This is a genomic window from Snodgrassella sp. ESL0324 (genome assembly GCF_013344955.1).
GTDB classification, from domain to species: domain Bacteria; phylum Pseudomonadota; class Gammaproteobacteria; order Burkholderiales; family Neisseriaceae; genus Snodgrassella; species Snodgrassella alvi.
Map to the genome: position 1 here is coordinate 368,283 of NZ_JAAEDS010000012.1, position 25,138 is coordinate 393,420.

Here is a 25,138-nt window from a genome sequence, read left to right on the forward strand (position 1 = left end):
AGCCAAAACCCACTACTAAAGTGAGCTACTCTCATCATGTCAGTTGTTCTGTCACTGTGCGGCGAGGCCGCACTATCCCCGTTTCGTATCGAAAAATTGTTACAGCAGGCAGCCAGATTACAACTGGATTGTAATATTCAGATCAACAGCGAATATCGCTATTTTGTGGCTTCAGCTACCGAACTTGATTCTGGTCAACAGCAAAAACTGCTTCAACTTTTACGTGCTACCCATCAGAACAGCAATACTCTGACAGGCACGCAATTATTGGTTACACCTCGTCTGGGCACTATTTCACCGTGGGCATCCAAAGCAACCGATATTGCACACAATTGCGGACTAAACGTAATTGAGCGCATTGAGCGCGGCATCCTGTATTCATTTTCTCAAGAGCTTAGTCAACAGGAACAGGATAGCTGGCAAACCATACTGCATGACCGCATGACAGAAAGTGTACTAACTGCTGTAGCAGACGCTGCACAATTGTTTCACACAACTGCGGCAAAAAGTTTTACCAGTATTGATATACTGGCAAATGGCAAAACAGCTCTGCAAGCAGCTAACCAGCAAATGGGGCTGGCATTATCCGCAGATGAAATAGATTATCTGGTTGAAAATTATCAGCAACTGCAACGTAATCCTACCGATGTAGAACTGATGATGTTTGCTCAGGCAAACTCAGAACATTGTCGACACAAAATATTTAATGCCAAATTTATTGTTGATGATGAAGCCAAACCTGAATCCCTGTTTGGCATGATTCGGGCTACGCATCAGGCGTATCCTGAAGGTACACTGGTCGCTTACAAAGACAATTCATCAATCATTGCCGGTGCCAGTATTGAACGCTTTTACCCACAGGCAAATCAACAGCAGAAATATCAGTTCAGCACAGAAGAAACACATATTCTGATGAAGGTGGAAACCCATAACCACCCTACCGCTATCGCACCATTTGCCGGCGCTGCAACCGGCTCCGGCGGGGAAATTCGTGATGAAGGCGCTACAGGAAAAGGTGCACGTCCTAAAGCAGGTTTAAGCGGTTTCAGTGTTTCTAATCTTTGTATCCCCGAATTTACTCAGCCATGGGAACAATATACAACTACACGTAATCAGTACGGTAAGCCAGCCCATATCAGCAGTGCGCTGGATATCATGCTGGATGGCCCAATCGGTAGCGCGGCCTTTAATAATGAATTTGGTCGTCCTAATTTGCTCGGCTATTTCCGCACCTTTGAAGAATTATTCAGTGGTACTATGCGCGGCTTTCATAAACCTATTATGATTGCAGGCGGGCTGGGTAATATACAGGCACAGCAGGTTTTCAAAGACAATATTCCCGCAGGTGCATTACTTATTCAGCTGGGCGGACCGGGCTTACTGATCGGTTTGGGTGGCGGAGCAGCCTCCAGCATGAGTACCGGAGCAAATCATGCTGATCTGGATTTCGACTCAGTACAGCGTGGTAATCCTGAAATTGAGCGGCGTGCACAGGAAGTTATTGACCGCTGCTGGCAACTTGGCTCAGAAAATCCGATTATATCCATTCATGATGTTGGTGCAGGTGGTTTATCTAACGCTTTTCCGGAGCTGGTCAACGATGCCGGCCGCGGGGCAATCTTTCAGTTACGCCGCATACCACTTGAAGAACACGGCCTTAATCCGTTGCAGATTTGGTGTAATGAAGCTCAGGAACGCTATGTTTTGGCAGTACAGCCTGAAAATCTGGAAATATTTCAGTCCATATGCCAGCGTGAACGTTGTCCGTTTGCTGTTGTCGGCACAGCTACTAATGATGGCCAGCTGCAATTATGTGATGAATTATTCAATAACAACCCGGTAGATATTCCTCTGGACGTGTTACTGGGCAAACCTCCTAAAGTGACTCGCACTGATTCTGCCGTTATTGAAGAGATTCCTCCTTTTGACGGAAGTAAACTGGATATTCGTGAAAGCCTGTACAGAGTATTAGGTCTGCCTGCTGTAGCCAGCAAACAATTTCTGATTACCATTGGCGACCGCAGTGTTGGCGGCCTCACGCATCGCGATCAGATGATTGGAAGATATCAGACACCGGTTGCAGACGTTGCCGTAACCAAAATGGGCTTTAATACCTTACGTGGCGAAGCCATGAGTATGGGTGAGAAATCACCTGTAGCCTTATTTTCCGGTGCAGCCTCAGGGCGTATGGCAGTTGGTGAAGCATTAACCAATATTGCTGCCACAGACATCGGAGAAATGGGCAAAATTAAACTTTCTGCCAACTGGATGGCTGCCTGTGGTTTTGCCGGAGAAGATGCCCGTCTGTATGAGACTGTCAAAGCCGTATCCGAACTGTGCCAGAAACTGCAAATCAGTATACCTGTAGGCAAAGATTCATTATCAATGCAAACACGCTGGCATGATGCCGGTGAAGAAAAAAGGGTAGTTTCGCCTTTATCTGCTGTCATCACAGCCTTTGCACCGGTTCAGAATGTGCTCAACACTGTGACACCCGAGCTACAGAATATTGCAGATACTACTCTGTTGGCCATTGACCTCGGTCAGGGGTACAGCCGAATGGGTGGAAGTGCTTTGCAGCAGGTATGGAAAAATCTCTGCGGTTCAGCTCCGGATATCAGCAATCCCGAAATCATTTCTAAATTTTTCACACTTATTCAGTCATTGATTCAGGAAAATAAAATTCTGGCCTATCATGACCGCAGTGATGGCGGATTAGTAATAACACTGGCTGAAATGATGTTTGCTGCCCATATCGGGGTGACTATTGATATTGCATCTCTTATCAAGCAAACCAATAAACACAGCCAGAATCAGAAGCTGCAAGATGCCGCTGTACGCAGTCTGTTTACAGAAGAGCTTGGTGCGGTTATTCAGGTACACAATGATGACCTTGCCGGCATTCAGAATGCTTTTGCCTCTGCCGGCATGGCTGAAACTTTACATGTACTTGGTCACATCAATACAACTGACCGGTTAATGGTTCAGCATGGTAATACTGTTTTACTCAATGAAAACCGTGTTGAATTGCAAAAGAGCTGGAGTGAAACCAGCTATCAAATGCAACGCTTACGCGATAATCCTTGCTGTGCAGACAGTGAATTTGCCTTACTGGAGCAGGAACAGCTGTCAGAATTATTTGCCAGCCTGAGCTTTAATCCGGAAGAAGATATTGCTTTACCTTATATTCATCGGCATCAGCAGCCTAAAGTTGCCATTCTTCGTGAACAGGGCGTCAACGGACAATTAGAAATGGCGGCTGCATTTACCCGCGCTAATTTCGAAACTTACGATGTTCACATGAGTGATTTACTAAGCGGACGGGTTAAATTAAGTGATTTTCAACTGCTGGCCGCCTGTGGCGGATTCAGCTATGGTGATGTACTGGGCGCCGGAGAAGGATGGGCAAAAAGTATTCTGTTTAATGAACAACTGCGACAACAGTTTGCAGAATTCTTTGACAGACAGGATACACTGACACTAGGCGTGTGTAACGGCTGTCAGATGCTCAGCAATCTGGCTGAAATCATCCCGGGTGCAGATAACTGGCCACGCTTTCGGCGCAATATTTCCGAACAGTTTGAAGCTCGTCTGAGTATGGTCACTATTCCGGCTTCCTCATCATTAATTCTGGCTGATATGGTCGGCAGTAGTTTACCGGTAGTGGTGAGTCATGGAGAAGGACGTGCAGATTTTGCTCACCTGACCAATGAAACCATACCGGCAGATCTTTCTGTTGCACTCCAGTATGTTGATGGTCAGAATCAGGTAACGGATATATATCCGCTCAACCCGAATGGCTCTCCGGCCGGTATTGCCGGTGTCAGCAGTACGGACGGTCGCGTCACCATTATGATGCCGCATCCTGAACGGGTATTCCAGACAGCGCAAATGAGCTGGGCTCCGCGTGACTGGCCGGAAATGTCCGGCTGGTACCGGCTGTTTGCCAATGCACGAAAAATTTTAAACTGATAATTACGAGGGAATCATCATGCCATTACTCGACAGTTTTACTGTAGACCATACCCGTATGCATGCTCCGGCAGTACGTGTGGCTAAGAATATGACCACACCCAAAGGAGATGACATTACTGTATTTGATTTACGCTTCTGCAAACCGAATCAGACTATACTGCCTGAAAAAGGCATGCATACTCTTGAACATTTGTTTGCCGGATTCATGCGCGACCATCTTAACAGTGATCAAGTGGAAATTATTGATATCTCACCAATGGGCTGCCGCACTGGTTTTTATATGAGTCTGATCGGAACACCTGATGAAGCAACTGTGGCCAAAGCCTGGGCGGAATCTATGCAGGATGTACTTGCGGTAACGGATCAGAGCCGCATACCTGAACTTAACCGCTACCAGTGTGGCAGCTATACCATGCATTCACTTGAAGAAGCCAAGTCCATTGCCCGAACAGTTCTTGAAAATCAAATTAGTATCAATTACAACAATGATTTAAAACTAGATGAGTCACTATTGCAACACTAGATGCTAATCTTTGTCATTGCTGCCTGAAATTAAACGAAGCTGTGCTGAGCTTATATTTTAGGCAGTTTTTCTTTTTTCCTGTAAATGTAGATATATACAGCATAAACTTATCCCCTGATATAAAAAAACTAATAAAACAAAAAAATTAATAATTTTTTTTACAATTTTATTCAAATTGAGACAAATCAAAGCAAACTGCTTGTCAATCAACAAAAATCATTACTTCACTTAACCCAACCATTATCAAGAAGCGGATATAGTCAGTTTTGACAAGTCTTTTTTTTAAAGCAAAAAACCAGTATATTGTGTCCGGAATAACAGTTGACCACTACATTTTGTGTTGGCACTGTTTTTTTCTGCGTTAATTATGCTAGAAAGAATAACTCATGAATGCGGTTGCCAACCTTAAAGTAACCAAACGTAATGGTAGTTTGGAAGACATCAATCTGGATAAAATTCATCAGGTCGTTACCTGGGCTGCAGAAGGTCTGGATAATGTATCCGTATCTCAGGTCGAAATGCGCTCACACATTCAATTTTATAATGGTATTCGTACTGACGATATTCACGAAACCATTATTAAAGCAGCAGCCGACCTGATTTCCACAGAAACACCGGATTATCAGTATCTGGCAGCCCGCTTGGCTATCTTTCATCTGCGTAAAATTGCTTTCGGTCAGTTTGAGCCGCCTCACTTGTATGATCATGTGAGTAAGCTGACAGAATCAGGTAAGTACGATAAACATATTTTAGAAGATTATTCTCGTGCAGAATTTGATGAACTGAATGACTGCATTGAACATAACCGTGATTTAACTTTCTCATATGCTGCAGTTAAACAGCTGGAAGGCAAATATCTGGTTCAGAACCGTGTTACCAAACAAATTTTTGAAAGTCCGCAGTTTTTATACATGCTGGTAGCAATGTGCCTGTTCGCACGTTACCCTCAGGCTACAAGACTGACTTATGTAAAAAAATTCTATCATGCCATCAGTACTTTTAAAATTTCCCTGCCAACACCAATTATGTCAGGTGTTCGCACCCCGACCCGTCAGTTTTCTTCATGCGTACTGATTGAATGTGATGATAGTCTAGATAGCATCAATGCTACTACCAGTGCAATTGTGAAGTATGTATCTCAGCGCGCAGGCATTGGCATTAATGCCGGCCGGATCCGTGCACTAGGCAGCGAAATCCGTGGCGGAGAGGCACAACATACAGGCTGTATTCCATTTTATAAGATGTTTCAGGCAGCTGTGAAATCATGCTCACAAGGCGGTGTCCGCGGTGGTGCTGCTACCCTGTTCTATCCCTTGTGGCATCTGGAAGTAGAAAATCTGCTGGTACTGAAAAACAACCGCGGAGTTGAAGAAAACCGCGTACGGCATCTTGACTACGGTGTACAAATTAATCGCCTGCTGTATACCCGCCTGATTAAGGGTGAAAATATCAGTCTGTTTTCGCCTTCAGATGTCCCGGGGTTATATGATGCATTTTTTGCAGATCAGGACGAATTCGAACGTCTTTATGTTTTATACGAAAAAGACAACAGCATCAACCGCCGCAGTATTCCGGCAGTAGATTTATTTTCATTATTAATGCAGGAACGTGCCGGTACCGGACGCATTTACATTCAGAATGTCGACCATTGTAATACCCACAGCCCGTTTGACCCCAAACTGGCTCCGGTTCGTCAGTCAAATCTGTGTCTGGAAATTGCTTTACCTACCCGTCCGTTAAATGACATTAAAGACCCTGAGGGAGAAATAGCTCTCTGTACCCTTTCAGCATTTAATCTGGGTGCACTGGACAATCTGGAAGAACTCGAAGAACTGGCCGAGCTGGCTACCCGTGCTCTGGACGCTTTGCTGGATTATCAGAACTACCCTATCAAAGCAGCTGAACTGGCTACCATGAACCGGCGGACATTAGGTATCGGTGTCATTAACTTTGCATACTATCTGGCCAAAAATGGCGTTAAATACAGTGATGGTTCTGCTATAAACCTTACCCACCGGACTTTTGAAGCCATTCAGTATTATCTGCTGAAAGCTTCTGTCAAACTAGCACAGGAACTGGGAGCATGCCCTAAATTCAGCGATACTACTTATGCTCAGGGTTTATTACCGATTGATACTTACAAAAAAGATCTGGACAAAATCTGTCAGGAACCTCTGCATCTGGACTGGGAATCATTGCGTGCCGATATAGTTAAACACGGCCTGCGTAATTCCACCCTGACGGCACTCATGCCATCAGAAACATCCAGCCAGATTGCCAATGCTACAAACGGTATTGAACCACCGCGCGGGCTGGTATCGGTGAAGGCGTCCAAAGATGGTATTCTTAAACAGGTAGTACCGGAATTCGAACGTCTGCACAACCAGTATGAATTGCTCTGGGATATGCCAAATAATGAAGGTTATCTGCATTTAGTCGGTATTATGCAGAAATTTATCGACCAGTCGATATCTGCCAATACCAATTACGATCCGCAGCGTTTTGAAGGACAAAAAGTCCCGATGAAGCAATTAATCAAAGATTTGCTGACCGCCTATAAATTTGGTCTGAAAACTTTGTATTACCAGAATACCCGTGATGGTGCCGATGATATGCAAACCAGTATTCAGGATGACGGTTGCGCCAGCGGTGCTTGCAAAATCTGATTAAACAAGGGTGCATCAGCACCCTTATCTCCTTTTTCTACATTAATTAAATAAAGAGTATCGCCATGGCCTGTGAACATCTGTCTATGAATTACAGTACATTCTGTCAAAAACCGAATAATGCCCTGACAGAACCGATGTTCTTCGGACAGCCGGTTAATGTAGCCCGTTATGACCAGCAGAAATTTGATATATTCGAAAAACTGATTGAAAAACAGCTTTCATTCTTCTGGCGACCTGAAGAAGTAGATGTATCGCGTGATCGCATCGATTATGCCAATTTACCAGAGCATGAAAAGCATATTTTTATCAGTAATCTGAAATATCAGACCCTGCTTGATTCCATTCAGGGGCGCAGTCCTAATGTTGCCTTACTGCCTCTGGTATCTATTCCTGAGCTGGAAACATGGATTGAAACATGGTCTTTTTCTGAAACCATTCATTCACGCAGTTACACTCACATTATCCGCAATATCGTGAATGATCCTTCGGTTGTGTTTGATGATATTGTACAAAACAAGCACATTATTGCCCGTGCTGAAGAAATTGCCTGTTACTACGATGATTTAATCGAATATACCCAGTACTACAACTTACTGGGCGTAGGTGAACATGAGATTAACGGTAAAACCGTTGTAATCAATTTACATGAGCTGAAGAAAAAGCTGTATCTGTGCCTGATGTGTGTCAATGTACTGGAAGCAATCCGCTTTTATGTTTCATTTGCCTGTTCCTTTGCTTTTGCTGAGCGCGAACTGATGGAAGGCAATGCCAAAATCATCAAACTGATTGCCCGTGATGAAGCTTTACACCTCACAGGTACCCAGCAAATGCTTAACCTGATGCGTACCGGTGCAGATGATCCGGAAATGGCAGTGATAGCGGCTGAAACGGAAGAAGAATGTTTCCGGCTTTTCCGTCGTGCTGCCATACAGGAAAAAGACTGGGCAGAATATTTATTTAAAGACGGATCCATGATTGGTCTGAACAAAGATATTCTTGGTCAGTATGTCGAATATATCACCAACCTGCGTATGCAGGCTGTAGGCTTACCGCCGGCTTTTGAACACGCCAAACAAAATCCTATTCCGTGGATTAATGCATGGTTGTCTTCCGACAATGTTCAGGTAGCACCACAGGAAGTAGAAGTCAGCTCATATCTGGTTGGTCAGATTGATGCCGAACTTAATGAAGACGACTTAAGCGATTTTGAACTTTAAAATTTCTGTCTGAACCCAGTTTTCAACAAAACCTACCGGAGCAGCTTCAGCTAAAATGAGCTTAATCACCACCTGCGACAAAACATTCACTCTTCAGCAGGATGAAACCCTGCTGGAAGGTCTGGAACGTACCGGACATGAAGTTGAATATCAGTGTCGCAGCGGTTATTGTGGTTCATGCCGGCTCAAACTGCTATCCGGGCAGGTCAGTTATGCAGAACAGCCGCTGGCCTTTATCGCCCCGGGAGAGATACTTCCCTGCTGCTGTCAGGTAAAAACCGATTTGCATCTGGTCTGCCATCTTCGAACCGATACACCGGAACACAATCCAGACCTTTTTGACAACGATTTATTTGCAGATAAATAAAGTTAAACCGGTTATCTTTACCGCCGGAAAAAGGTAAAGTATCGTGACATCCATTTAACTCAGCACTAGGTAAAAACTTATGTTACTTGGCGTAAACATAGATCATGTAGCAACAGTACGTAACGCTCGCGGCAGTATCTATCCCAGCCCGCTGGAAGCAGCACTGCTTGCCGAAACACATGGTGCCGATCTGATTACCATGCATTTACGTGAAGATCGCCGCCATATTCATGATGCTGATGTATTTGCCGTAAAAAATGCCATCAGCACCCGTCTTAATCTGGAAATGGCACTTACTCCGGAAATGCTTGACAACGCTCTGGCTGTTCAGCCTGCCGACGTATGTATCGTACCGGAAAAAAGACAGGAAATTACCACAGAAGGCGGACTGGATGTTCTGTCACAACAGGATAAAGTAGCAGAATATGTCCAGAAACTGACAGCTGCGGGGATACGCGTATCACTGTTTATTGATGCTGATAGCCGGCAGATACAGGCCTGTCAGGAAGTCGGTGCACCAGTTATTGAGCTGCATACCGGTGCTTATGCTGATGCACCTGAAATGCATCAGCGCCGGCAGCAGCTGGCACGAATCGAAGAAGCAGCTCATCAGGCCAGTGAAATGGGCATAATTGTTAATGCCGGCCATGGTCTGAATATTCACAATGTCACCCCTATTGCTAAAATTCTGGCTATAAACGAACTGAATATTGGTCATGCCCTGATTGCTCAGGCTATTTTCATCGGCTTACCACAAGCCATTGAACAAATGAAGACCACTATTTTCCGTGCACGCAGCCTTCCTTATTAACCTAACCTTTTACCAGCAAAAGGAACAACATGATTTACGGCATAGGTACAGATTTAGTTAAAATTGAACGTATTGCCAAAATGTGTAAAACCTATGGTGCCAATGCCGTAGCAGCAAAAATGCTGTCACGGATTGAAGCACTAGAGTGGCCTTCAGCCAATCATCCTGTACAGTTTCTGGCCAAACGCTTTGCCGCTAAAGAAGCTTTTGCCAAAGCCGTCCATACCGGTCTGCGCAGTCCAGTGACCTTACGCAATATCGGAATTGGTCATAATGAACTCGGCCGGCCTGAATTTATTGTTGAAAAGCCATTAGCACAATGGCTCAAACAAAAAAACATTGGCCGTATTCATCTGAGTCTCACAGATGAAGACGACTACATAGTGGCTTTTGCTGTAGCAGAGTATGCTAAATGACGCAGGATAATCTCATTGAAGTAGTTGCCGGTGTCCTTTATAACCAGCGCGGCGAATTCCTGCTTAGTTCACGTCCGGCAGGCAAAGCATATGCGGGGTACTGGGAATTTGCCGGCGGTAAAGTAGAATCAGGGGAAAGTCGGCTGGCGGCATTGCAGCGGGAATTTGCCGAAGAACTGGGCATAACCGTTAATTCAGCTACACCATGGATAAGTAAAACTCATCGTTACGAACATGCCCACGTACATTTGCAATTTTATCGCATTGCAGCCGATCAGTGGCAGGGACAACTAACTGCACGAGAACAGCAAAGCTGGAGCTGGCAGCAGCCAGGTTGTCTTACTGTTACCCCCATATTACCTGCTAATGCACCTATTCTGGCCGCATTAGCGATTCCTGCTCATATGAGCGGAAATTTAAATACAGGTTTTTATACAGCGTCAAAGCAGGAACCTGCCTTAAAAATATACCCTTACCACTCAGGAATAGCAGCAGGATCAATTATTTATACACCAGCAAATCAGCTACAGCAACTGGCGAATCTGCATCCTGTCAGCGCTATCTGGGCTATATGTCATAACAGTGAAGAGTGGCTACATGCACAAACAGCTGCGGCGATAATCTGGCCGGTAGGCCAATATGAAGATATTCAACAGCTGCTTCATCTGCTGCATAATCAGCCTTCCTCTGTACCCGTTATGGTTTTACAGCAAACAAACGCTCAGCTCATTGCACAGCCAGACTGGATGACACTGGGTGTTCATGGCATCATACTGGAACAACAATAATAAGTATTACAACCTCTGTGTATTCACGACCACCTGTACTGCAATTACCGGATAATTTTTCTTAATTTATATTGGTCTGCCAATCTCATGAATCAGCCCGCAAAAAAATCAACTGCTGTTATCATCGGACTACTTATTTTTATCATAGCTGTTCCGCTTATTATTGGCATAGTTTTCTGGCATAACACCCGTACCGATGCTTTGAGCACCCTCAGTAACTGTAATGTCCGCACCGGCTGCATATTACCCGGAGGAGCTGTCATTCAATTTACGCCTCCGGCAGATATCACTAAACCTTTTGATATCAGCATGCGTAAAGTACCTGCTTCTGTAAAACGAATCAGCATACATTTCACCATGCGCAATATGAGTCTGGGTTTTAATCGTACTGACTTCAAACCGCAGGGACAGGGGGTATGGACAGCTTACCGTGCCGTATTGCCCGTATGTGTTGACGAACGTAATGACTTTCTTGGTGATTTAACTGTTGACGGCAAGCATTACAATGTTGTGTTCACTGCACCGTAAACAGCACAACATATAAGCATTGCATCTCAGACTGTTTCACCCGTACAATCACAGACATTGATTACCTTGCCATTAAAAGGATTCAGGTCATGATCAGCAAAAAATTTTTTGAAGACATCAGCGATAAACTCGGCGATACCATCAGTAACAGTCCCATCAAAGATATGGAAAAAAATGTTAAATCTATGCTTGGCAGTGCTTTTAACCGGATGGATTTGATTACACGTGAAGAATTCGATATTCAGCAACAGGTTTTACTAAAAACCCGGGAAAAACTGGCTGAACTGGAAAGCAGAGTGATCGCGCTGGAAGCGTTGTTAGCACAAAATAATAACAACCATGAAACCACCGATCCGGTTGCTCCGACAGATAATCATACTGATTTGTCTGACTAAGGAATTACGCCATGTCATGGGCAGTTGTTTATAGTCGTGCTCTGGCTGGCATGGCAGCACCACTTGTAGAGGTAGAAGCTCATCTGGCCAACGGCTTACCTGCATTCAGCATTGTTGGTCTGCCGGATACAGAAGTTAAAGAAAGCAGAGATCGGGTAAGAGCGGCTATTATTCAGTCCGGTTTTGACTTTCCGGCTAAAAAAATTACCGTTAATCTGGCACCTGCTGATTTACCCAAAGAATCAGGCCGGTTTGATTTACCGATAGCTATCGGCATACTGGCAGCATCCGGTCAGATTGATGGTACCAATCTGCATCAGTATGAACTGGTCGGAGAACTTGGCCTGTCCGGTCAGATCAGGCCTATCCGCGGGGCTATCGCCATGGCAGAAGCAGCCAGACAGCACCAGCGTTCATTTATTCTGCCCTCAGATAATGCTTTTCAAACTGCCCTGTTACCCGATGCGCATGTTTATGGCGCCGATACATTATTGGCAGTAGCAGCTCATCTTAATCAGAACCAACCACTTTCCCCTGTTGATGTACAACATATACAACAGCCTGATGAAACAAACTATCCTGATATGGCCGATGTACGCGGGCAACAAACAGCCAGACTGGCACTGGAAATCGCTGCAGCCGGCGGTCACAGCATCCTCATGTCCGGACCGCCTGGAACCGGTAAATCTATGCTGGCACAGCGTCTACCCGGTATCTTACCGCCGCTTACAGCCAAAGAACTCGTCAGTGTCTGGTCATTACAGTCATTGTTGCCTCACGGACAGCAAAAATACCGCCTGAACCGGCCATTTCGCTCGCCCCATCATAGTACTTCGGCTGTTGCACTGGTAGGTGGTGGTTCCGATCCCCGACCTGGTGAAATTTCACTGGCACATCATGGTATTTTATTTTTGGACGAACTGCCGGAATTCGACCGGAAAGTTCTTGAAGTTCTGCGAGAACCACTGGAAAGCGGAGAAATTCATATCTCACGCGCAGCACGTCAGGCTACTTATCCGGCTGAATTCCAGCTGATAGCAGCAATGAACCCCTGCCCTTGTGGCTATCTCGGACATCCAGTTAAACCATGTCGCTGTACGCCCGAAGCCATAAACCGTTACCGTGATAAAATTTCCGGTCCGCTGCTTGACCGTATAGACCTGATCATTGAAGTGCCCAGTTTACCTGCCAGTGATTTGCTACAGCAGGCAAACGGTGAAAACAGCAGCAGTATTCGTGAGCGTGTCAGAACAGCACGCTCGCGCCAGTATCAGCGTCAGGGTAAAATCAATGCTCAACTGAGCAACCGTGAACTGGATGATATAGCCCGAATCACCCTTGAAGCCAAACAAACTCTGGCCAGTGTGATGGAAAAATTGTCGCTGTCAGCACGCAGTTTTCATCGTATTTTACGTATTGCACGTACCTTAGCAGATATGAATGATATACATGATGTTGAAACCAGTCACATTTTACGCGCCATAAGCTTCCGCCGTGCTTTATAATATCAGCAGAACTGAAATTGATAATGTTATCTATACAGATAGCTTGCGGTTCTGAACAGAATTTGCCGTATATAATGCCAAACATAAAGGCTTTTAACATGCATATGTACACACCACTTCGTCAGGCAGGTAAGGGGCTTGTCAGCTTTATAATAGGTTTGCTTCTTGCAACCTTAATCATTGCCTGTATCCTGTTCTTCCTGAATAAAAGCAAATCAGATTTTAAAAATCCTGATAATCCCGCTGCTTCTGTTCCGCCACAACCCGAAATACTTACTCCGGCCAATAGTACAACAGCATCTTCTCAAATCTTTACTCCTGATACTCCTGCGTCTTCAGGAACCACCGTTGAAACCCCGGAGACTATACCAGCTTCACAACCAGTCAATATGGGAGGGATTGAAAATGACATTACTATTGAACACACACCGACAACACAACCACCCATACCACATAAAACACCAGAAAAAACACCCAGAAAAGCACCCCCAGTCAGTCATACACATATAACTCCGGAACAAATTCTGAATAACGGTAGTATTGAAAAAGCTCAGCGTGCAGCAGCAAAGCAGCATAGTGAAGACAAAGTTTTTTTACAAATCGGTTCATATAACAACCGTACTGATGCTGATGCCCAGCGTGCCAAACTAGTGATGCTGGGAATTAACAGCAGCGTGCATAGTGCTAAAGTGAACGGTACAATCAAATATCGTGTTCAGACTGATAATCTGAATCAGAATCAGGCAAAACAGATTAAACAAACTTTACAGCAGCATAATATCGACAGCCTGACCAGAACAGCATCCTGAGTCAGCCAGTTTCATAACAGGAAATTAACATGCTAAAAAAAATCATTACTACCATGGTGACAGCAATGGCTTTTGTCACTGGCATAGCACAGGCAGCAATAGTAAAAATAGATTATGATGTACTGGATAAACCCATTCCGCAACTGCATAAAGACAAAGTAGAAGTTCTGGAATTTTTCTCCTACAGCTGTATACACTGCTCACATCTTGAGCCCTTTATGCTTAAAGAAATGAAATCTTTTGCGCCTGATACCTATCTGCGTCCCGTTCATGTTGTCTGGGATGATGACGTTTATTTCAATCTTGCCCGTGTTGCTGCCGCAGTAAACAGTACCGGAATGAAATTACAGGCAGACCCGCTAATCTTTGATGCTATTTTTAATAAACACATCGAATTATGGCAACCTGATGTATTTAACAAGTGGGCTATAAAACAAACTGCTTTTGACGGGCAAAAACTGGTAAAAGCCTATAACAGTCTGGAAAATTCAGCTACAGCCACCAGCATGCGTAAAATGGGCGAAAAATACAACATTACGTCAACACCTACTGTTATTGTAGGCGGCAAATACGTACTTAAATTTCCGAAAGGATTTGCAGCAGGAATGAAAACAATGAATGAACTAATTGAAAAAGTACGCAATGAGAATAGCGCACATGCTGCAAGCACACGTAAACTACCCAAAAGCATAGGTGCCTCACTGGCAGCCTCTGCCAATCGATAGACTCTGGTCTTCGATCAAAACAATAGTGTGTTTAACCTTAAACACACTATTGTTTTGTATAAATTTCATGGCTTAAATACACAAATACAGTAAATAAAATGGATATTGTCTTGTTTTTAAAAGCCCTGATTCTGGGCATTGTAGAAGGTTTGACCGAATTTCTGCCTGTTTCCAGTACCGGACATCTGATAGTAGTCGGTAATCTGCTGAAATTTGAGACTACAGGTGAAGTATTCGACATTACGATACAGCTTGGTGCAATTCTTGCCATTGTTTTTGAATATAAACACCGATTTGCTCATATTATTACCCATATTGGTAAAGAACCGGCTACCAACCGCTTTGTTCTTAATCTGGCTATAGCCTTTATTCCCGCAGCCATCATGGGCTTACTGTTCAGTGAACAAATCAAGCATTATCTGTTTAATCCAATTACTGTTGCTACGGCACTTGTAATAGGCGGTTTACTGATTCTCTGGATTGAAAAACGTCAGAGCCGTACCGAACCGAAAGTTAAAACTGTTGAGGACATGCGACCTCGCGATGCACTTATTGTCGGACTGGCGCAAATTCTGGCATTAATTCCCGGTACATCTCGTTCTGGAAGTACGATTATGGGCGGCATGCTTTGGGGGATTGAGCGCAAAGCAGCAACAGAGTTTTCTTTTTTTCTGGCCGTACCAGTAATGATTGCTGCCACCGGTTACGACATGCTTAAGCATCTGCATGAGTTTACCCGGGATGATTTATTGTTGATTGCTATTGGTTTTGTTGCCGCATTTCTTTCTGCTCTGGTTGCAGTGAAGGCTTTACTGCGTTTTGTTGCCCATAAAAACTATATCCCTTTTGCGTGGTACCGAATTATATTTGGCGGTATCATTTTAGTTACCTGGGCTACAGGCTGGGTAAAATGGTAATCAGAATCTAATTGTCTCTGGTATAAAAACGTTAAATTGTGATAAAGTGATATTTTAAAAAACCTCAGGCACAACATTCAGCTGCCTTTCCACGTCCACGTCACACTGTTCCGTCAGGGTCAGTGTGGCTTGTATTTTGTGAGGAATCCCAATGCAGTCTTGGCAATTGCCCGAATATATTGCCGACATTCTACCTTCAGCGGCGCGCCAGCTTGAAAGCGCCAAAGAACAGCTGTTAGCACTTTATCGCGTCCATGGCTACGAACTTGTCAGCCCCCCTTTACTTGAATACAGCCAGTCCTTACTTACCCGTATTGATGAAGGGCTGTCACTAAAAACCATCCGTGTTGTCGATCAGCTTAGTGGCCGGCAGCTTGGTCTGCGCGCAGATATCACACCCCAGGTTGCCCGTATAGATGCTCATCTGCTGTCAGCCAATAGCGGGATTAACCGACTGTGTTATGCCGGTCCGGTTTTACATGCACGGCCTGACGGCTTTTTAAGTACCCGGGAGCCTTTACAGATCGGTGCTGAATTATATGGGTATGCGGGTATCGAAGCCGACATCGAACTTATTGATTTAATGCTCAAAAGCCTGACCATTGTCAATGTACCCAAACCAACACTGTCACTTGGGCATATCGGTATTTTTCATACACTGGCTAATGCTGCCAGCCTGACTACACAACAGGCGGCAACTTTATTACAGCTGATGCAGGCTAAAGATGCTGCCGCAGTTCAGCAGTGTGTACAACAATGGCAGCTTCCTGAGCAGTGGATTAAAGCTTTCGTCGCTTTACCTGCATTATATGGAACCCAGACAGTATTGCAGACTGCCGCAGACTGTCTGCCAGACCTGCCGGAAATAAGTGAAGCATTACAGCAGCTCCGGCAAATCTGCACAGCATTTGCAAACCATAATATATTTATTGATTTAAGTGAATTGCGAGTAGACAACTACCATACCGGGTTGCTGTTTGCTGCCTATAGCGAAGACTGGCCGGACGCACTGGCACGAGGCGGACGTTATAATGGTCTGGGTAAATATTTTGGCCGTAACCGCCCTGCTTCCGGTTTTAGTTTTGATTTACGTGATTTAATCGGGCATCTGCCTCCGGTAGAAAAACTGCGCGGCATAAAAGTCAGCGTACAAGATGCCTCTGCTGCAAAAACCGAAATAGAGCAACTGCGTTCAGCCGGTGAGTGTGTCATTATTGATTACACTCCCGAATGTAACGATATCAGAGGATGCGACCGCCAGCTGGTATGGCAAAACCAGCAATGGCAGCTGATTCCTTTGTAGCAATAATTAACCCTTAGTATGAGCAGGTAAAACCATATGGCAAAAAACGTCGTTGTTGTCGGCACCCAGTGGGGTGATGAAGGCAAAGGTAAAATTGTAGACTGGCTGACTGAACGTGCCTCCGGCGTGGTACGTTATCAAGGCGGACATAATGCAGGGCATACTCTGGTGGTCAATGGCAAAAAAACTGTTTTGCGCCTGATTCCCAGTGGTATTTTACATACAGGTAAACGTTGTTTTATCGGTTCTGGTGTTGTCGTATCACCAGAAGCTCTGCTTAGCGAAATGGCTGAATTACAGCAGGCGGGTATTGATGTAACCAAACAATTAACCATTGCACCGACCTGTCCCTTAATTCTTCCCTATCATATCGCTCTGGATCATGCTCGTGAAGCAGCTAAAGGCGATAAGAAAATCGGCACGACCGGTCGTGGTATCGGACCGGCATATGAAGACAAGATTGCCCGGCGTGCAGTTCGTATTATGGATTTATTTCAGCCTGATGTTTTACAGCAGAAAATTAAAGATGCAGTAGCCATTTATAACTGCCAGCTTACCGGCCTGTATGGTCAGGAAGCACTTGATGCTGAAAAAATTTACCAGCAGACTCTGGAACTGGCCGATCAGATAAAACCAATGGTCGGAGATGTTTCCCGTGAACTGAACGACATGAATGCCCGTGGTGAATCCTTGCTGTTTGAAGGTGCTCAGGGTACTTTCCTTGATATTGATTACGGTACCTATCCTTTCGTTACCTCCTCTAACTGCATTGCCGGAGCGGCAGCTGTCGGTTCTGGTGTAGGACCGACTAAACTTGATTACGTACTGGGTATTGTCAAAGCATACACAACACGAGTTGGTTCCGGACCATTCCCGACCGAACTTTTCGATAGCGTGGGTGAAGGTCTGGCAGAACGCGGCAATGAATTTGGTGCAGTAACCGGACGTCCGCGCCGCTGCGGCTGGTTTGATGCTGCTCTGATGAAACGGTCTATCCAGGTAAATGGTATTTCCGGCTTATGTTTAACTAAACTGGACGTTATGGACGGCATGGATAGCATTAATATTTGTGTCGGTTATGATTATAACGGGCAAAAAATAGATATTTTGCCTTGTGGTTCCGACGCCGTTTCTGCCTGTACGCCTATTTATGAAACAATGCCGGGCTGGCAGGACAGCACTTTTGGTCTGAAATCATACGACGCACTACCAGACAATGCTAAAGCCTATCTGAAACGTATTGAAGAAATTTGCGGTGCTCCGATTGCCATGATTTCTACCGGTCCTGATCGGGAAGAAACCATTCTGCTCCGTCATCCTTATGAATAACTGAAATTAAAAATAAACCCATCAGCTGATGGGTTTATTTTTAAAACAAATCAATCAATTCAGCACATATTACCTTTAAACTGATTAATTAGTCGTTTAGATAAATGCTTATCTCTCAAAAAGCAGCCGGCTTTATCAGTTAAAAAGGTTATGCCACCACATGGCGATACCATCCAGCCAACGACCAAACCCGCTTGCTTCACCCACATTTTCCAGTGCCACAACATTCTGTCGGGCAATTTCCTGTTTACCTGAGAGCAATTTTAAAGTTCCGATATTCTGGCCTTTATACACCGGAGCTACCACTGGTTGAACAGCCTCCAGCTCTACAGATAATTGTTTAGCACTACCAGAAGGCAAAGTGACATAAGCATCACCTAAAAAACCTGCTGCTACTTTCCTGTGTGCACCTTTATAAACAGTAATATCACTTACTTTATGTCCGGCCGGATATAATCTGACCGTATTAAAATTTGTCAGAGCCCAGCTTAATAATTTACTTCCCTCTGCTGCTCTGGCCTCACTACTGTCAGCTCCTACAAGTACAGCTACAATTTTGCGTTCATTGCGTTTACTGCTTACAACCAGATTGTAACCACCATGTATAGTATAGCCTACTGCCAGACCATCTACCTGATCATCTCTGAATAGGAGCAAATTACGGTTTAACTGAGTAACACCATTATAAGCAAAAGATTTTTTAGCAAACCAGCTCTGATATTGCGGAAAATCGCGCACCAAAGCCTGAGCCAGCAGCAGCAGATCCCCCACACTGCTATATTGTCCCTCTGCCGGTAATCCGGTGCAATTGACAAAATTGGTATTTGTCAGTCCCATTTTTTGCGCCTCAGCATTCATCTTGCGCACAAATGCTTTTTCGTTTCCGCTCACAGCTTCAGCCAGCGTAATTGCTGCATCGTTAGCTGAGATAACCAGCATACCCTGCACAACCGTTTCCACATTTACCGGAACACCCTGCTGTAAAAACATCCGGCTGCCATCTGCCTGCCAGCCGGTAGCGGAAACTTTCAGCGGTTGCTGCGCTTTCAGTTTACCCGTATGCAAAGCATCTAATACCAGATAAGCTGTCATTAGCTTTGTCAGTGCAGCAGGTTCAATCCGGGCATCTTTATCACGGCTGGCCAGAACTGTACCACTTTGCTGATCTGCCACTGCATATGCAGCAGCATTAATTTCAGGCATAGTTACAGCATGTGCCGATAGCAAAACACTCATCAGCACAGTTGCAATGAGCCAGCGAAAAAAATTTCTCATCATTTCTATTATCAAATTTAAATCTGAATTAACCGCGATTAACTACTTCCATAACCGCTTATTATAAACAGTAGTCTGCACAAGAGAAGCAATATTGGCAAATTTACTTGCATAAAAAAAACAGCCGCGTTATCGTTAATTTTTGATTAATTCAGTTAAGCAGATAATCTGCAAAATAAAATCAGTTTTTTCATTCTACATTATGAACAATCACACAAACTACCTTACCCGCATTCTTACTGCCGCAGTATATGATGTGGCCATTGAAACACCCTTGGATTATGCTGCTAATCTGTCAGATCGACTCAACAATCACATCTGGCTGAAACGGGAGGATTTACAACCAGTATTCTCTTTCAAAATCCGCGGGGCTTATAACAAAATGGCCAAACTGGATAAAAATGCCCTGAAAAAAGGTGTCATCACAGCCTCGGCCGGCAACCATGCTCAGGGCGTAGCGCTTTCAGCACAAAAACTTGGGTGTGAAGCAACTATCGTTATGCCACAAACCACACCACAAATTAAAATCGATGCTGTAAAAAAACGCGGTGGCAAAGTAGTACTGGCTGGTGAGTCCTATAATGATGCCTACAACCATGCCATGCAACTGGTTGCCCAAAGTGGCCTCACATATATTCCACCGTTTGATGATCCGGATGTCATTGCCGGACAGGGTACCATCGGTATGGAAATATTACGCCAGCATCCGAAACCTATTGATGCTGTATTTGTTGCTATTGGTGGAGGCGGGTTGGCTGCAGGAGTGGCGGCGTACATTAAAAATGTACGTCCGGAGGTCAAAGTAATCGGCGTAGAAACTGAAGATGCCTGTGCTATGAAGCAATCTATTGCTGCCGGCAAACGCATAGAACTTAAAGAAGTAGGTCTGTTTGCGGATGGGACTGCCGTTAAACTGGTAGGTGAAGAAACATTCACACTATGCAAAGACTTACTGGATGACATTATTATTGTAGATACCGATAGTATTTGTGCAGCAATTAAAGACATTTTCGATGATACCCGCAGTATTACTGAAACCTCCGGTGCACTGGCTCTTGCCGGATTAAAAGCCTATATTGCCCGGAATCAATGTCAGCATCAAAATCTAATCGCAGTAACCAGCGGTGCAAATATGAATTTCCATCAACTGCGCCACGTCTCTGAACGCTGTGAACTGACAGAGGGACATGAAGGGATTTTTGCAGTAACCATCCCGGAAAAACCCGGTAGCTTTCGTTTTTTCATTGATTTAATCGGTAACAGAAATATTACCGAATTCAATTATCGCTATGGTGATGATCAGAAGGCCCATATATTTGTTGGTATTCAAAGCAATGATACTGCTGATTTACAGACTATCGTACAGGAACTGAACAACAATGGTTTGCCGGCTCTGGATCTCACTCATAACGAAATGGCCAAACTGCATATCCGGTATATGGTCGGTGGTCGTACCAGCAAAGTTGCTAATGAACGTCTGATTAGTTTTGAATTTCCTGAGCGACCAGGTGCCCTAAGACGTTTTCTGATACATATGCAATCCGACTGGAACATTACTTTGTTCCATTATCGCAATCATGGAGCCGATTTCGGTCGCGTACTGGTTGGTTTGAATATTCCACCGGCTGATGCAGAAAAATTCTATGCATTTCTGGATAATGTGGGTTATATCTATCAGGAACAAACTCACAATGCCGCTTATCAGCTATTTCTAAGCGAATCCGCCACCGCCTGATAAATAAATCAGAAATACAACCACAAAACAACAGACAGAGTAATTGCTGAAATTACTCTGTCTGATTTTTTAAATGAATCTGTAACAGGCTTAATCTTTCCTAGTGATATTTTTATTCTCCATTCTGCCATTAAGCCGATTTTATCTGTAAATTATACTGTTTACTTTACATTACGGCGTTCATAAACAGCCTGAGCCAGAGTACCCGCATCTATATATTCCAGTTCTGCTCCGAGTGGCATACCTCGCGCCAGACGCGTAACTTTTGCCGGAAATTCAGCCAGTAATTGTGCCAGCACGTACGCAGTAGCATCTCCTTCAGCAGTAAAATTGGTAGCAATAATAATCTCATCTACTTCATGATGCTGTAATCGCGTTACCAGTTTATCCAAAGCAATGGCCTGCAAATCTGCTCCCTGAGCCGGACTAACCTGTCCCATCAATACAAAATACATACCATCATGGCAATGTGCTGATTCCATACTGGCTACATCCACCGGCATTTGTACTATCATTAATCGCCTGGTGTCACGCTGCTCATCAGAACAAATTGCACACAATTCACCTTCACAGAAAGTATTACATAAACGACAATGCTGTACCTGTAATAAAGCAGCTTGAATTGCTTCCACCAGCTCTTCTGCGCCCTGACGCTGATGCTGTAATAATTCATATGCCATGCGCTGCGCTGTTTTAGGGCCAACATTAGGCAATACTTTTAATGCATTGGTTAAGCGGCTAAATGCGTCCACTTGTTTTGTACTCATTCTTTACCTGCAACAAACTCTTAAGTCATACATAAAACCAGCCCGTTTTCACTGATTGACTACCCGGATTTATTCCATAAAAACTATAGACTATTTATATAGCTCTCATGTAATTAAACTCTCATCAAACCGGAAGAAACGGAACTGGCTTCACCAACTCAGACCAAATATCTTCACCTTACCCAACCTGACATTTGTATACCATGTAAGATTACCATCAGACTAATCCGGATCACTTATCATACTGACTTCTGAACTTTAATATAACATTTTATCTGCTTAGTTTCATAACTAAGCAGATAACAAAGGTTTTAATGATAACAACTTAAACTAAAAACAATAAAAAAGGGTAACGTAACCGTTACCCTTTTTTATTGGCATAATTATTTAAATAAATCTCCCATACCTGCTGGTAAATTCATACCCTGAGTAAACTGACTCATACGTTCTGAAGAAGTTGATTCAGCTTTACGTACGGCATCATTAACCGCAGCTGCAATCAAATCTTCCAGCATCTCTTTGTCATCAGCAGCATCTGCAAGCAAACTGTCATCAATATGGATACGTTTTACTCCATAGTGACAATTCATGGTTACCTTAACCATACCAGCCCCAGATTCACCTTCCACCTCTACATTAGCCAGATCAGCCTGCGCCTTTTTCATACGTTCCTGCATCTGTTGCGCCTGCTTCATCAAACCACCCAAACCTGCTTTTCCAAACATAATATCTTCCTTACACGTCAATTAAATAGAGAGAAAAAATTAAACAAATAATGGCAATTATTCTTTATCCAGATGTAAACTTTCCGGTATCCATTCTGCATTAAAAGTTTCCATCAGCATCTTTACAGCGGGCTGCGCTTCTAACACTGTCTTTGCCTGCTGTTGTTGTTCTGCATGTAATCGCTGCTGACGCATTTGCGGTGTTTCCGGCATACTCTGCTCCTGCCAGCTACAGGTATGCAGATGTATCGGCCGTTGATAAACTTCTGACAACGATTCAGCTAGCCGGTTTAATAACTCACGATTGGCTGTCGGCTCACCCTGCTCAGCCAGAGCAATAGTTAAATCACCACTATTTTCATCATAAGCAACAATCGCCGTATGCTGACTGAACAACTGTACTGCACCGAGACGATGTGCCAGCAAAGTTAAAATTTCCGGCCAGTTATCTGCCGTCAATGGTGGAAAATCATTTTTTACCAGAGATAAATTCTGATCATCTCTGGGTTTTTCTGCGGATATATCCGTATCTTCATCATACTTTTCTGCTGCGTTTGCATTGACTGATTCTACAGACTCAAACACACTCACAGCCTCGTAGGATAAGTCATCAACACCTGTTTCCCAGGGTGGCGGAGGCTCATCGCTAATCGTTACAGACTGAGGTTCCTGCAAAGCAGGTGAAGAATCATTTAATATCTTGCTATCAGCAGCTGTTATCGACGACGATTTTTTTTCGATTATTTCAGTTTCTAATGTTACCGGTACTTCAGTAGTTGCATCAGATGCTGTCTCTGACAGTGCTTCAGATACTGAAGCTGGACTATTTTCTTCAGAAACAATTGGTATATTATCCGTCTGCTTATTGTTTACTGGCATATCATGCAACTGTGTACCGTCGATTTGTCCATGCAAACGTTGTGTATTCAGTGCAGCCAGAGGTGCAAATGCAAGCATCCGCAATAAGGTCATGACAAACCCGGCTTTCTCATCCGGAGCAAGCGGCAAATCTGCCTTACCTCGTAATACACACTGATAATATAATTGAATCTGCTCTCCTGAAAACAAACCCGCAAAACGAGTTAAAGCCGCATACTCAGGATCATCAGCGCCGACTGCCGGAACAGATTGCAGTATTGTTAATCGCTGTAATAACAGAGCCAGCTCAGTTAACGCACTATCAAATCCTACCGCGCAACTGGCCATTTCCTCCGCTTTAGCCAGTAATGCCTGACCATCCCGTACAGCCAAGGCTTCCAAAAGCGCATACAAATAACTTTTATCAACCGCACCGATCATATTCCGCACATCAGATTCAGTTACCTTTCCTGAACCAATGGCAATAGCCTGATCAAGCAAGCTGAGTGCATCACGCATTGAGCCGGCAGCAGCCCGGCCTAACAGCCATAATGCCGGATCTTCATAAGCAATGTGCTCCTGCTGTAATACATAAACCAGATGATCATGTACCTGAGTACTATTCAGATTGCGCAAGACAAATTGCAGACACCGGCTTAAAACCGTAATCGGTACTTTCTGCGGATCTGTTGTCGCCAGAATAAATTTCACATGTTCAGGCGGCTCTTCTAAAGTTTTGAGCATGGCATTAAAAGCACTTTTCGACAACATGTGCACTTCGTCGATGATATAGACTTTATACTGCCCCATTGTTGGTGCATATTGTGCGTTTTCGAGTACTTCGCGGATATTATCAATTCCTGTATTGGAAGCAGCATCAATTTCCAGCACATCAACAAAACGGCCGGTATCAATCTGGCGACAAGAATCACATTGGTTACATGGCTCACCATGTTCAGTATGCTGGCAATTCAGGCTTTTGGCCAGGATACGGGCGATGGTGGTTTTACCTACACCGCGAGTCCCCGTAAGCATATAAGCATGATGCAAACGTCCTTTATCAAGCGCATTTAACAATGCCCTGACTACATGCTCCTGTCCTACTAAATCGGCAAACTTTTTTGGTCGCCATTTTCGTGCCAATACTTGATAAGTCATAACCATCCGCAACTGCCAGCCACAGCAAAACTTAAAGGCAAAATAAATCTTGTTCAGTGCAATCTAAACAAGCACTTTATTGTAACCAAAAACCAGCATAAAAGGTTATACCGAAGCCACAAACTAAGTGAAACAATCAGATGAAACAACCTCAACTTGCTTTAACATCTGTTGTTATTACTTTAAATAGTTAAGATTGCAGAATATATATTTAATATGCTTGAATCATCAATAATAAATTAAAGTACAAATATTTTACACAAATCGCTCTTAGTAAATATAACTACGCGAAAATAAAAACAAAAAGAAATAAAAAATCATTTGCTACATGAAAAAACTATCT

At 44.0% G+C, this 25,138-nt stretch carries 21 protein-coding genes; 17 read left to right on the plus strand and 4 right to left on the minus strand.

The genetic code is table 11. The features are described 5' to 3' along the window. Window positions 1–36: 36 nt before the first annotated feature. The 16 genes from purL (at window position 37) to GYY70_RS03920 (ending at window position 18,277) form a co-directional block, all read left to right on the plus strand. Window positions 37–3,972 carry a phosphoribosylformylglycinamidine synthase gene (purL, locus tag GYY70_RS03845; protein ID WP_174831345.1) on the plus strand — a complete coding sequence of 1,312 codons (3,936 nt, stop codon included), beginning with the start codon at window positions 37–39 and terminating at the stop codon, window positions 3,970–3,972. A gap of 19 nt (window positions 3,973–3,991) precedes the next feature. Further along, on the plus strand, window positions 3,992–4,498 hold the full coding sequence (gene luxS, locus GYY70_RS03850; protein ID WP_084563444.1) for an S-ribosylhomocysteine lyase: 507 nt from the start codon (window positions 3,992–3,994) through the stop codon (window positions 4,496–4,498). Window positions 4,499–4,884: 386 nt separating this feature from the next. Further along, a complete protein-coding gene (gene nrdA, locus GYY70_RS03855) occupies window positions 4,885–7,164 on the plus strand; it encodes a class 1a ribonucleoside-diphosphate reductase subunit alpha (protein ID WP_174831346.1) in 2,280 nt (759 codons plus the stop codon). A gap of 86 nt (window positions 7,165–7,250) precedes the next feature. Then, window positions 7,251–8,384, plus strand: a complete 1,134-nt coding sequence (nrdB, locus tag GYY70_RS03860) for a class Ia ribonucleoside-diphosphate reductase subunit beta (protein WP_096765293.1) — start codon at window positions 7,251–7,253, stop codon at window positions 8,382–8,384. A gap of 55 nt (window positions 8,385–8,439) precedes the next feature. Continuing rightward, window positions 8,440–8,751, plus strand: coding sequence for a class I ribonucleotide reductase maintenance protein YfaE (yfaE, locus tag GYY70_RS03865; protein ID WP_025330435.1), 312 nt, complete (start codon window positions 8,440–8,442; stop codon window positions 8,749–8,751). Window positions 8,752–8,830: 79 nt separating this feature from the next. Continuing rightward, on the plus strand, window positions 8,831–9,562 hold the full coding sequence (gene pdxJ, locus GYY70_RS03870) for a pyridoxine 5'-phosphate synthase (protein ID WP_084563445.1): 732 nt from the start codon (window positions 8,831–8,833) through the stop codon (window positions 9,560–9,562). Between the two features lie 29 nt (window positions 9,563–9,591). Then, window positions 9,592–9,978, plus strand: coding sequence for a holo-ACP synthase (gene acpS / locus GYY70_RS03875; protein ID WP_025330433.1), 387 nt, complete (start codon window positions 9,592–9,594; stop codon window positions 9,976–9,978). Continuing rightward, on the plus strand, window positions 9,975–10,766 hold the full coding sequence (locus GYY70_RS03880; RefSeq protein ID WP_174831347.1) for an NUDIX domain-containing protein: 792 nt from the start codon (window positions 9,975–9,977) through the stop codon (window positions 10,764–10,766). The genes acpS and GYY70_RS03880 overlap by 4 nt, the downstream gene beginning before the upstream one ends. A gap of 87 nt (window positions 10,767–10,853) precedes the next feature. Further along, the gene (locus GYY70_RS03885; protein ID WP_174831348.1) at window positions 10,854–11,294 is read left to right on the plus strand and encodes a hypothetical protein; all 441 of its coding nucleotides are present in this window, start codon (window positions 10,854–10,856) and stop codon (window positions 11,292–11,294) included. Window positions 11,295–11,383: 89 nt separating this feature from the next. Then, window positions 11,384–11,689, plus strand: coding sequence for an accessory factor UbiK family protein (locus GYY70_RS03890; RefSeq protein WP_078475299.1), 306 nt, complete (start codon window positions 11,384–11,386; stop codon window positions 11,687–11,689). 11 nt (window positions 11,690–11,700) lie between these two features. After that, window positions 11,701–13,194 (plus strand): YifB family Mg chelatase-like AAA ATPase, encoded by a 1,494-nt coding sequence (locus GYY70_RS03895; protein ID WP_174831349.1) that lies wholly within the window; start codon window positions 11,701–11,703, stop codon window positions 13,192–13,194. 98 nt (window positions 13,195–13,292) lie between these two features. Continuing rightward, entirely contained in the window at window positions 13,293–14,003 is a 711-nt protein-coding gene (locus GYY70_RS03900) for an SPOR domain-containing protein (RefSeq protein ID WP_174831350.1), read from the plus strand. Window positions 14,004–14,032: 29 nt separating this feature from the next. Then, complete coding sequence (locus GYY70_RS03905; protein WP_025330427.1) at window positions 14,033–14,728, plus strand: thiol:disulfide interchange protein DsbA/DsbL; 696 nt, start codon at window positions 14,033–14,035, stop codon at window positions 14,726–14,728. 98 nt (window positions 14,729–14,826) lie between these two features. Then, window positions 14,827–15,645 (plus strand): undecaprenyl-diphosphate phosphatase, encoded by an 819-nt coding sequence (locus GYY70_RS03910; RefSeq protein WP_038648776.1) that lies wholly within the window; start codon window positions 14,827–14,829, stop codon window positions 15,643–15,645. Window positions 15,646–15,796: 151 nt separating this feature from the next. Beyond that, window positions 15,797–16,948: an ATP phosphoribosyltransferase regulatory subunit gene (locus tag GYY70_RS03915; RefSeq protein WP_174831351.1), complete on the plus strand. Its 1,152-nt coding sequence runs from the start codon at window positions 15,797–15,799 to the stop codon at window positions 16,946–16,948. Window positions 16,949–16,984: 36 nt separating this feature from the next. Next, entirely contained in the window at window positions 16,985–18,277 is a 1,293-nt protein-coding gene (locus GYY70_RS03920) for an adenylosuccinate synthase (RefSeq protein WP_174831352.1), read from the plus strand. Between the two features lie 135 nt (window positions 18,278–18,412). Here the strand turns inward: GYY70_RS03920 and GYY70_RS03925 are convergent, their stop codons facing one another. Next, window positions 18,413–19,555, minus strand: a complete 1,143-nt coding sequence (locus GYY70_RS03925) for a D-alanyl-D-alanine carboxypeptidase family protein (RefSeq protein ID WP_238791807.1) — start codon at window positions 19,553–19,555, stop codon at window positions 18,413–18,415. A 199-nt stretch (window positions 19,556–19,754) separates the two neighbouring features. On the opposite strand from GYY70_RS03925, the gene ilvA reads away from it, so the two are divergent. After that, window positions 19,755–21,287 (plus strand): threonine ammonia-lyase, biosynthetic, encoded by a 1,533-nt coding sequence (gene ilvA / locus GYY70_RS03930; RefSeq protein ID WP_078475305.1) that lies wholly within the window; start codon window positions 19,755–19,757, stop codon window positions 21,285–21,287. Between the two features lie 161 nt (window positions 21,288–21,448). Here the strand turns inward: ilvA and recR are convergent, their stop codons facing one another. The 3 genes from recR to dnaX all read right to left on the minus strand — a co-directional run bounded on the left by recR (window position 21,449) and on the right by dnaX (window position 24,795). After that, window positions 21,449–22,054, minus strand: a complete 606-nt coding sequence (gene recR, locus GYY70_RS03935) for a recombination mediator RecR (RefSeq protein WP_025330422.1) — start codon at window positions 22,052–22,054, stop codon at window positions 21,449–21,451. Window positions 22,055–22,437: 383 nt separating this feature from the next. After that, entirely contained in the window at window positions 22,438–22,779 is a 342-nt protein-coding gene (locus tag GYY70_RS03940) for a YbaB/EbfC family nucleoid-associated protein (RefSeq protein ID WP_025330421.1), read from the minus strand. A 57-nt stretch (window positions 22,780–22,836) separates the two neighbouring features. Beyond that, window positions 22,837–24,795: a DNA polymerase III subunit gamma/tau gene (dnaX, locus tag GYY70_RS03945; RefSeq protein WP_174831353.1), complete on the minus strand. Its 1,959-nt coding sequence runs from the start codon at window positions 24,793–24,795 to the stop codon at window positions 22,837–22,839. Window positions 24,796–25,138 lie beyond the last annotated feature (343 nt).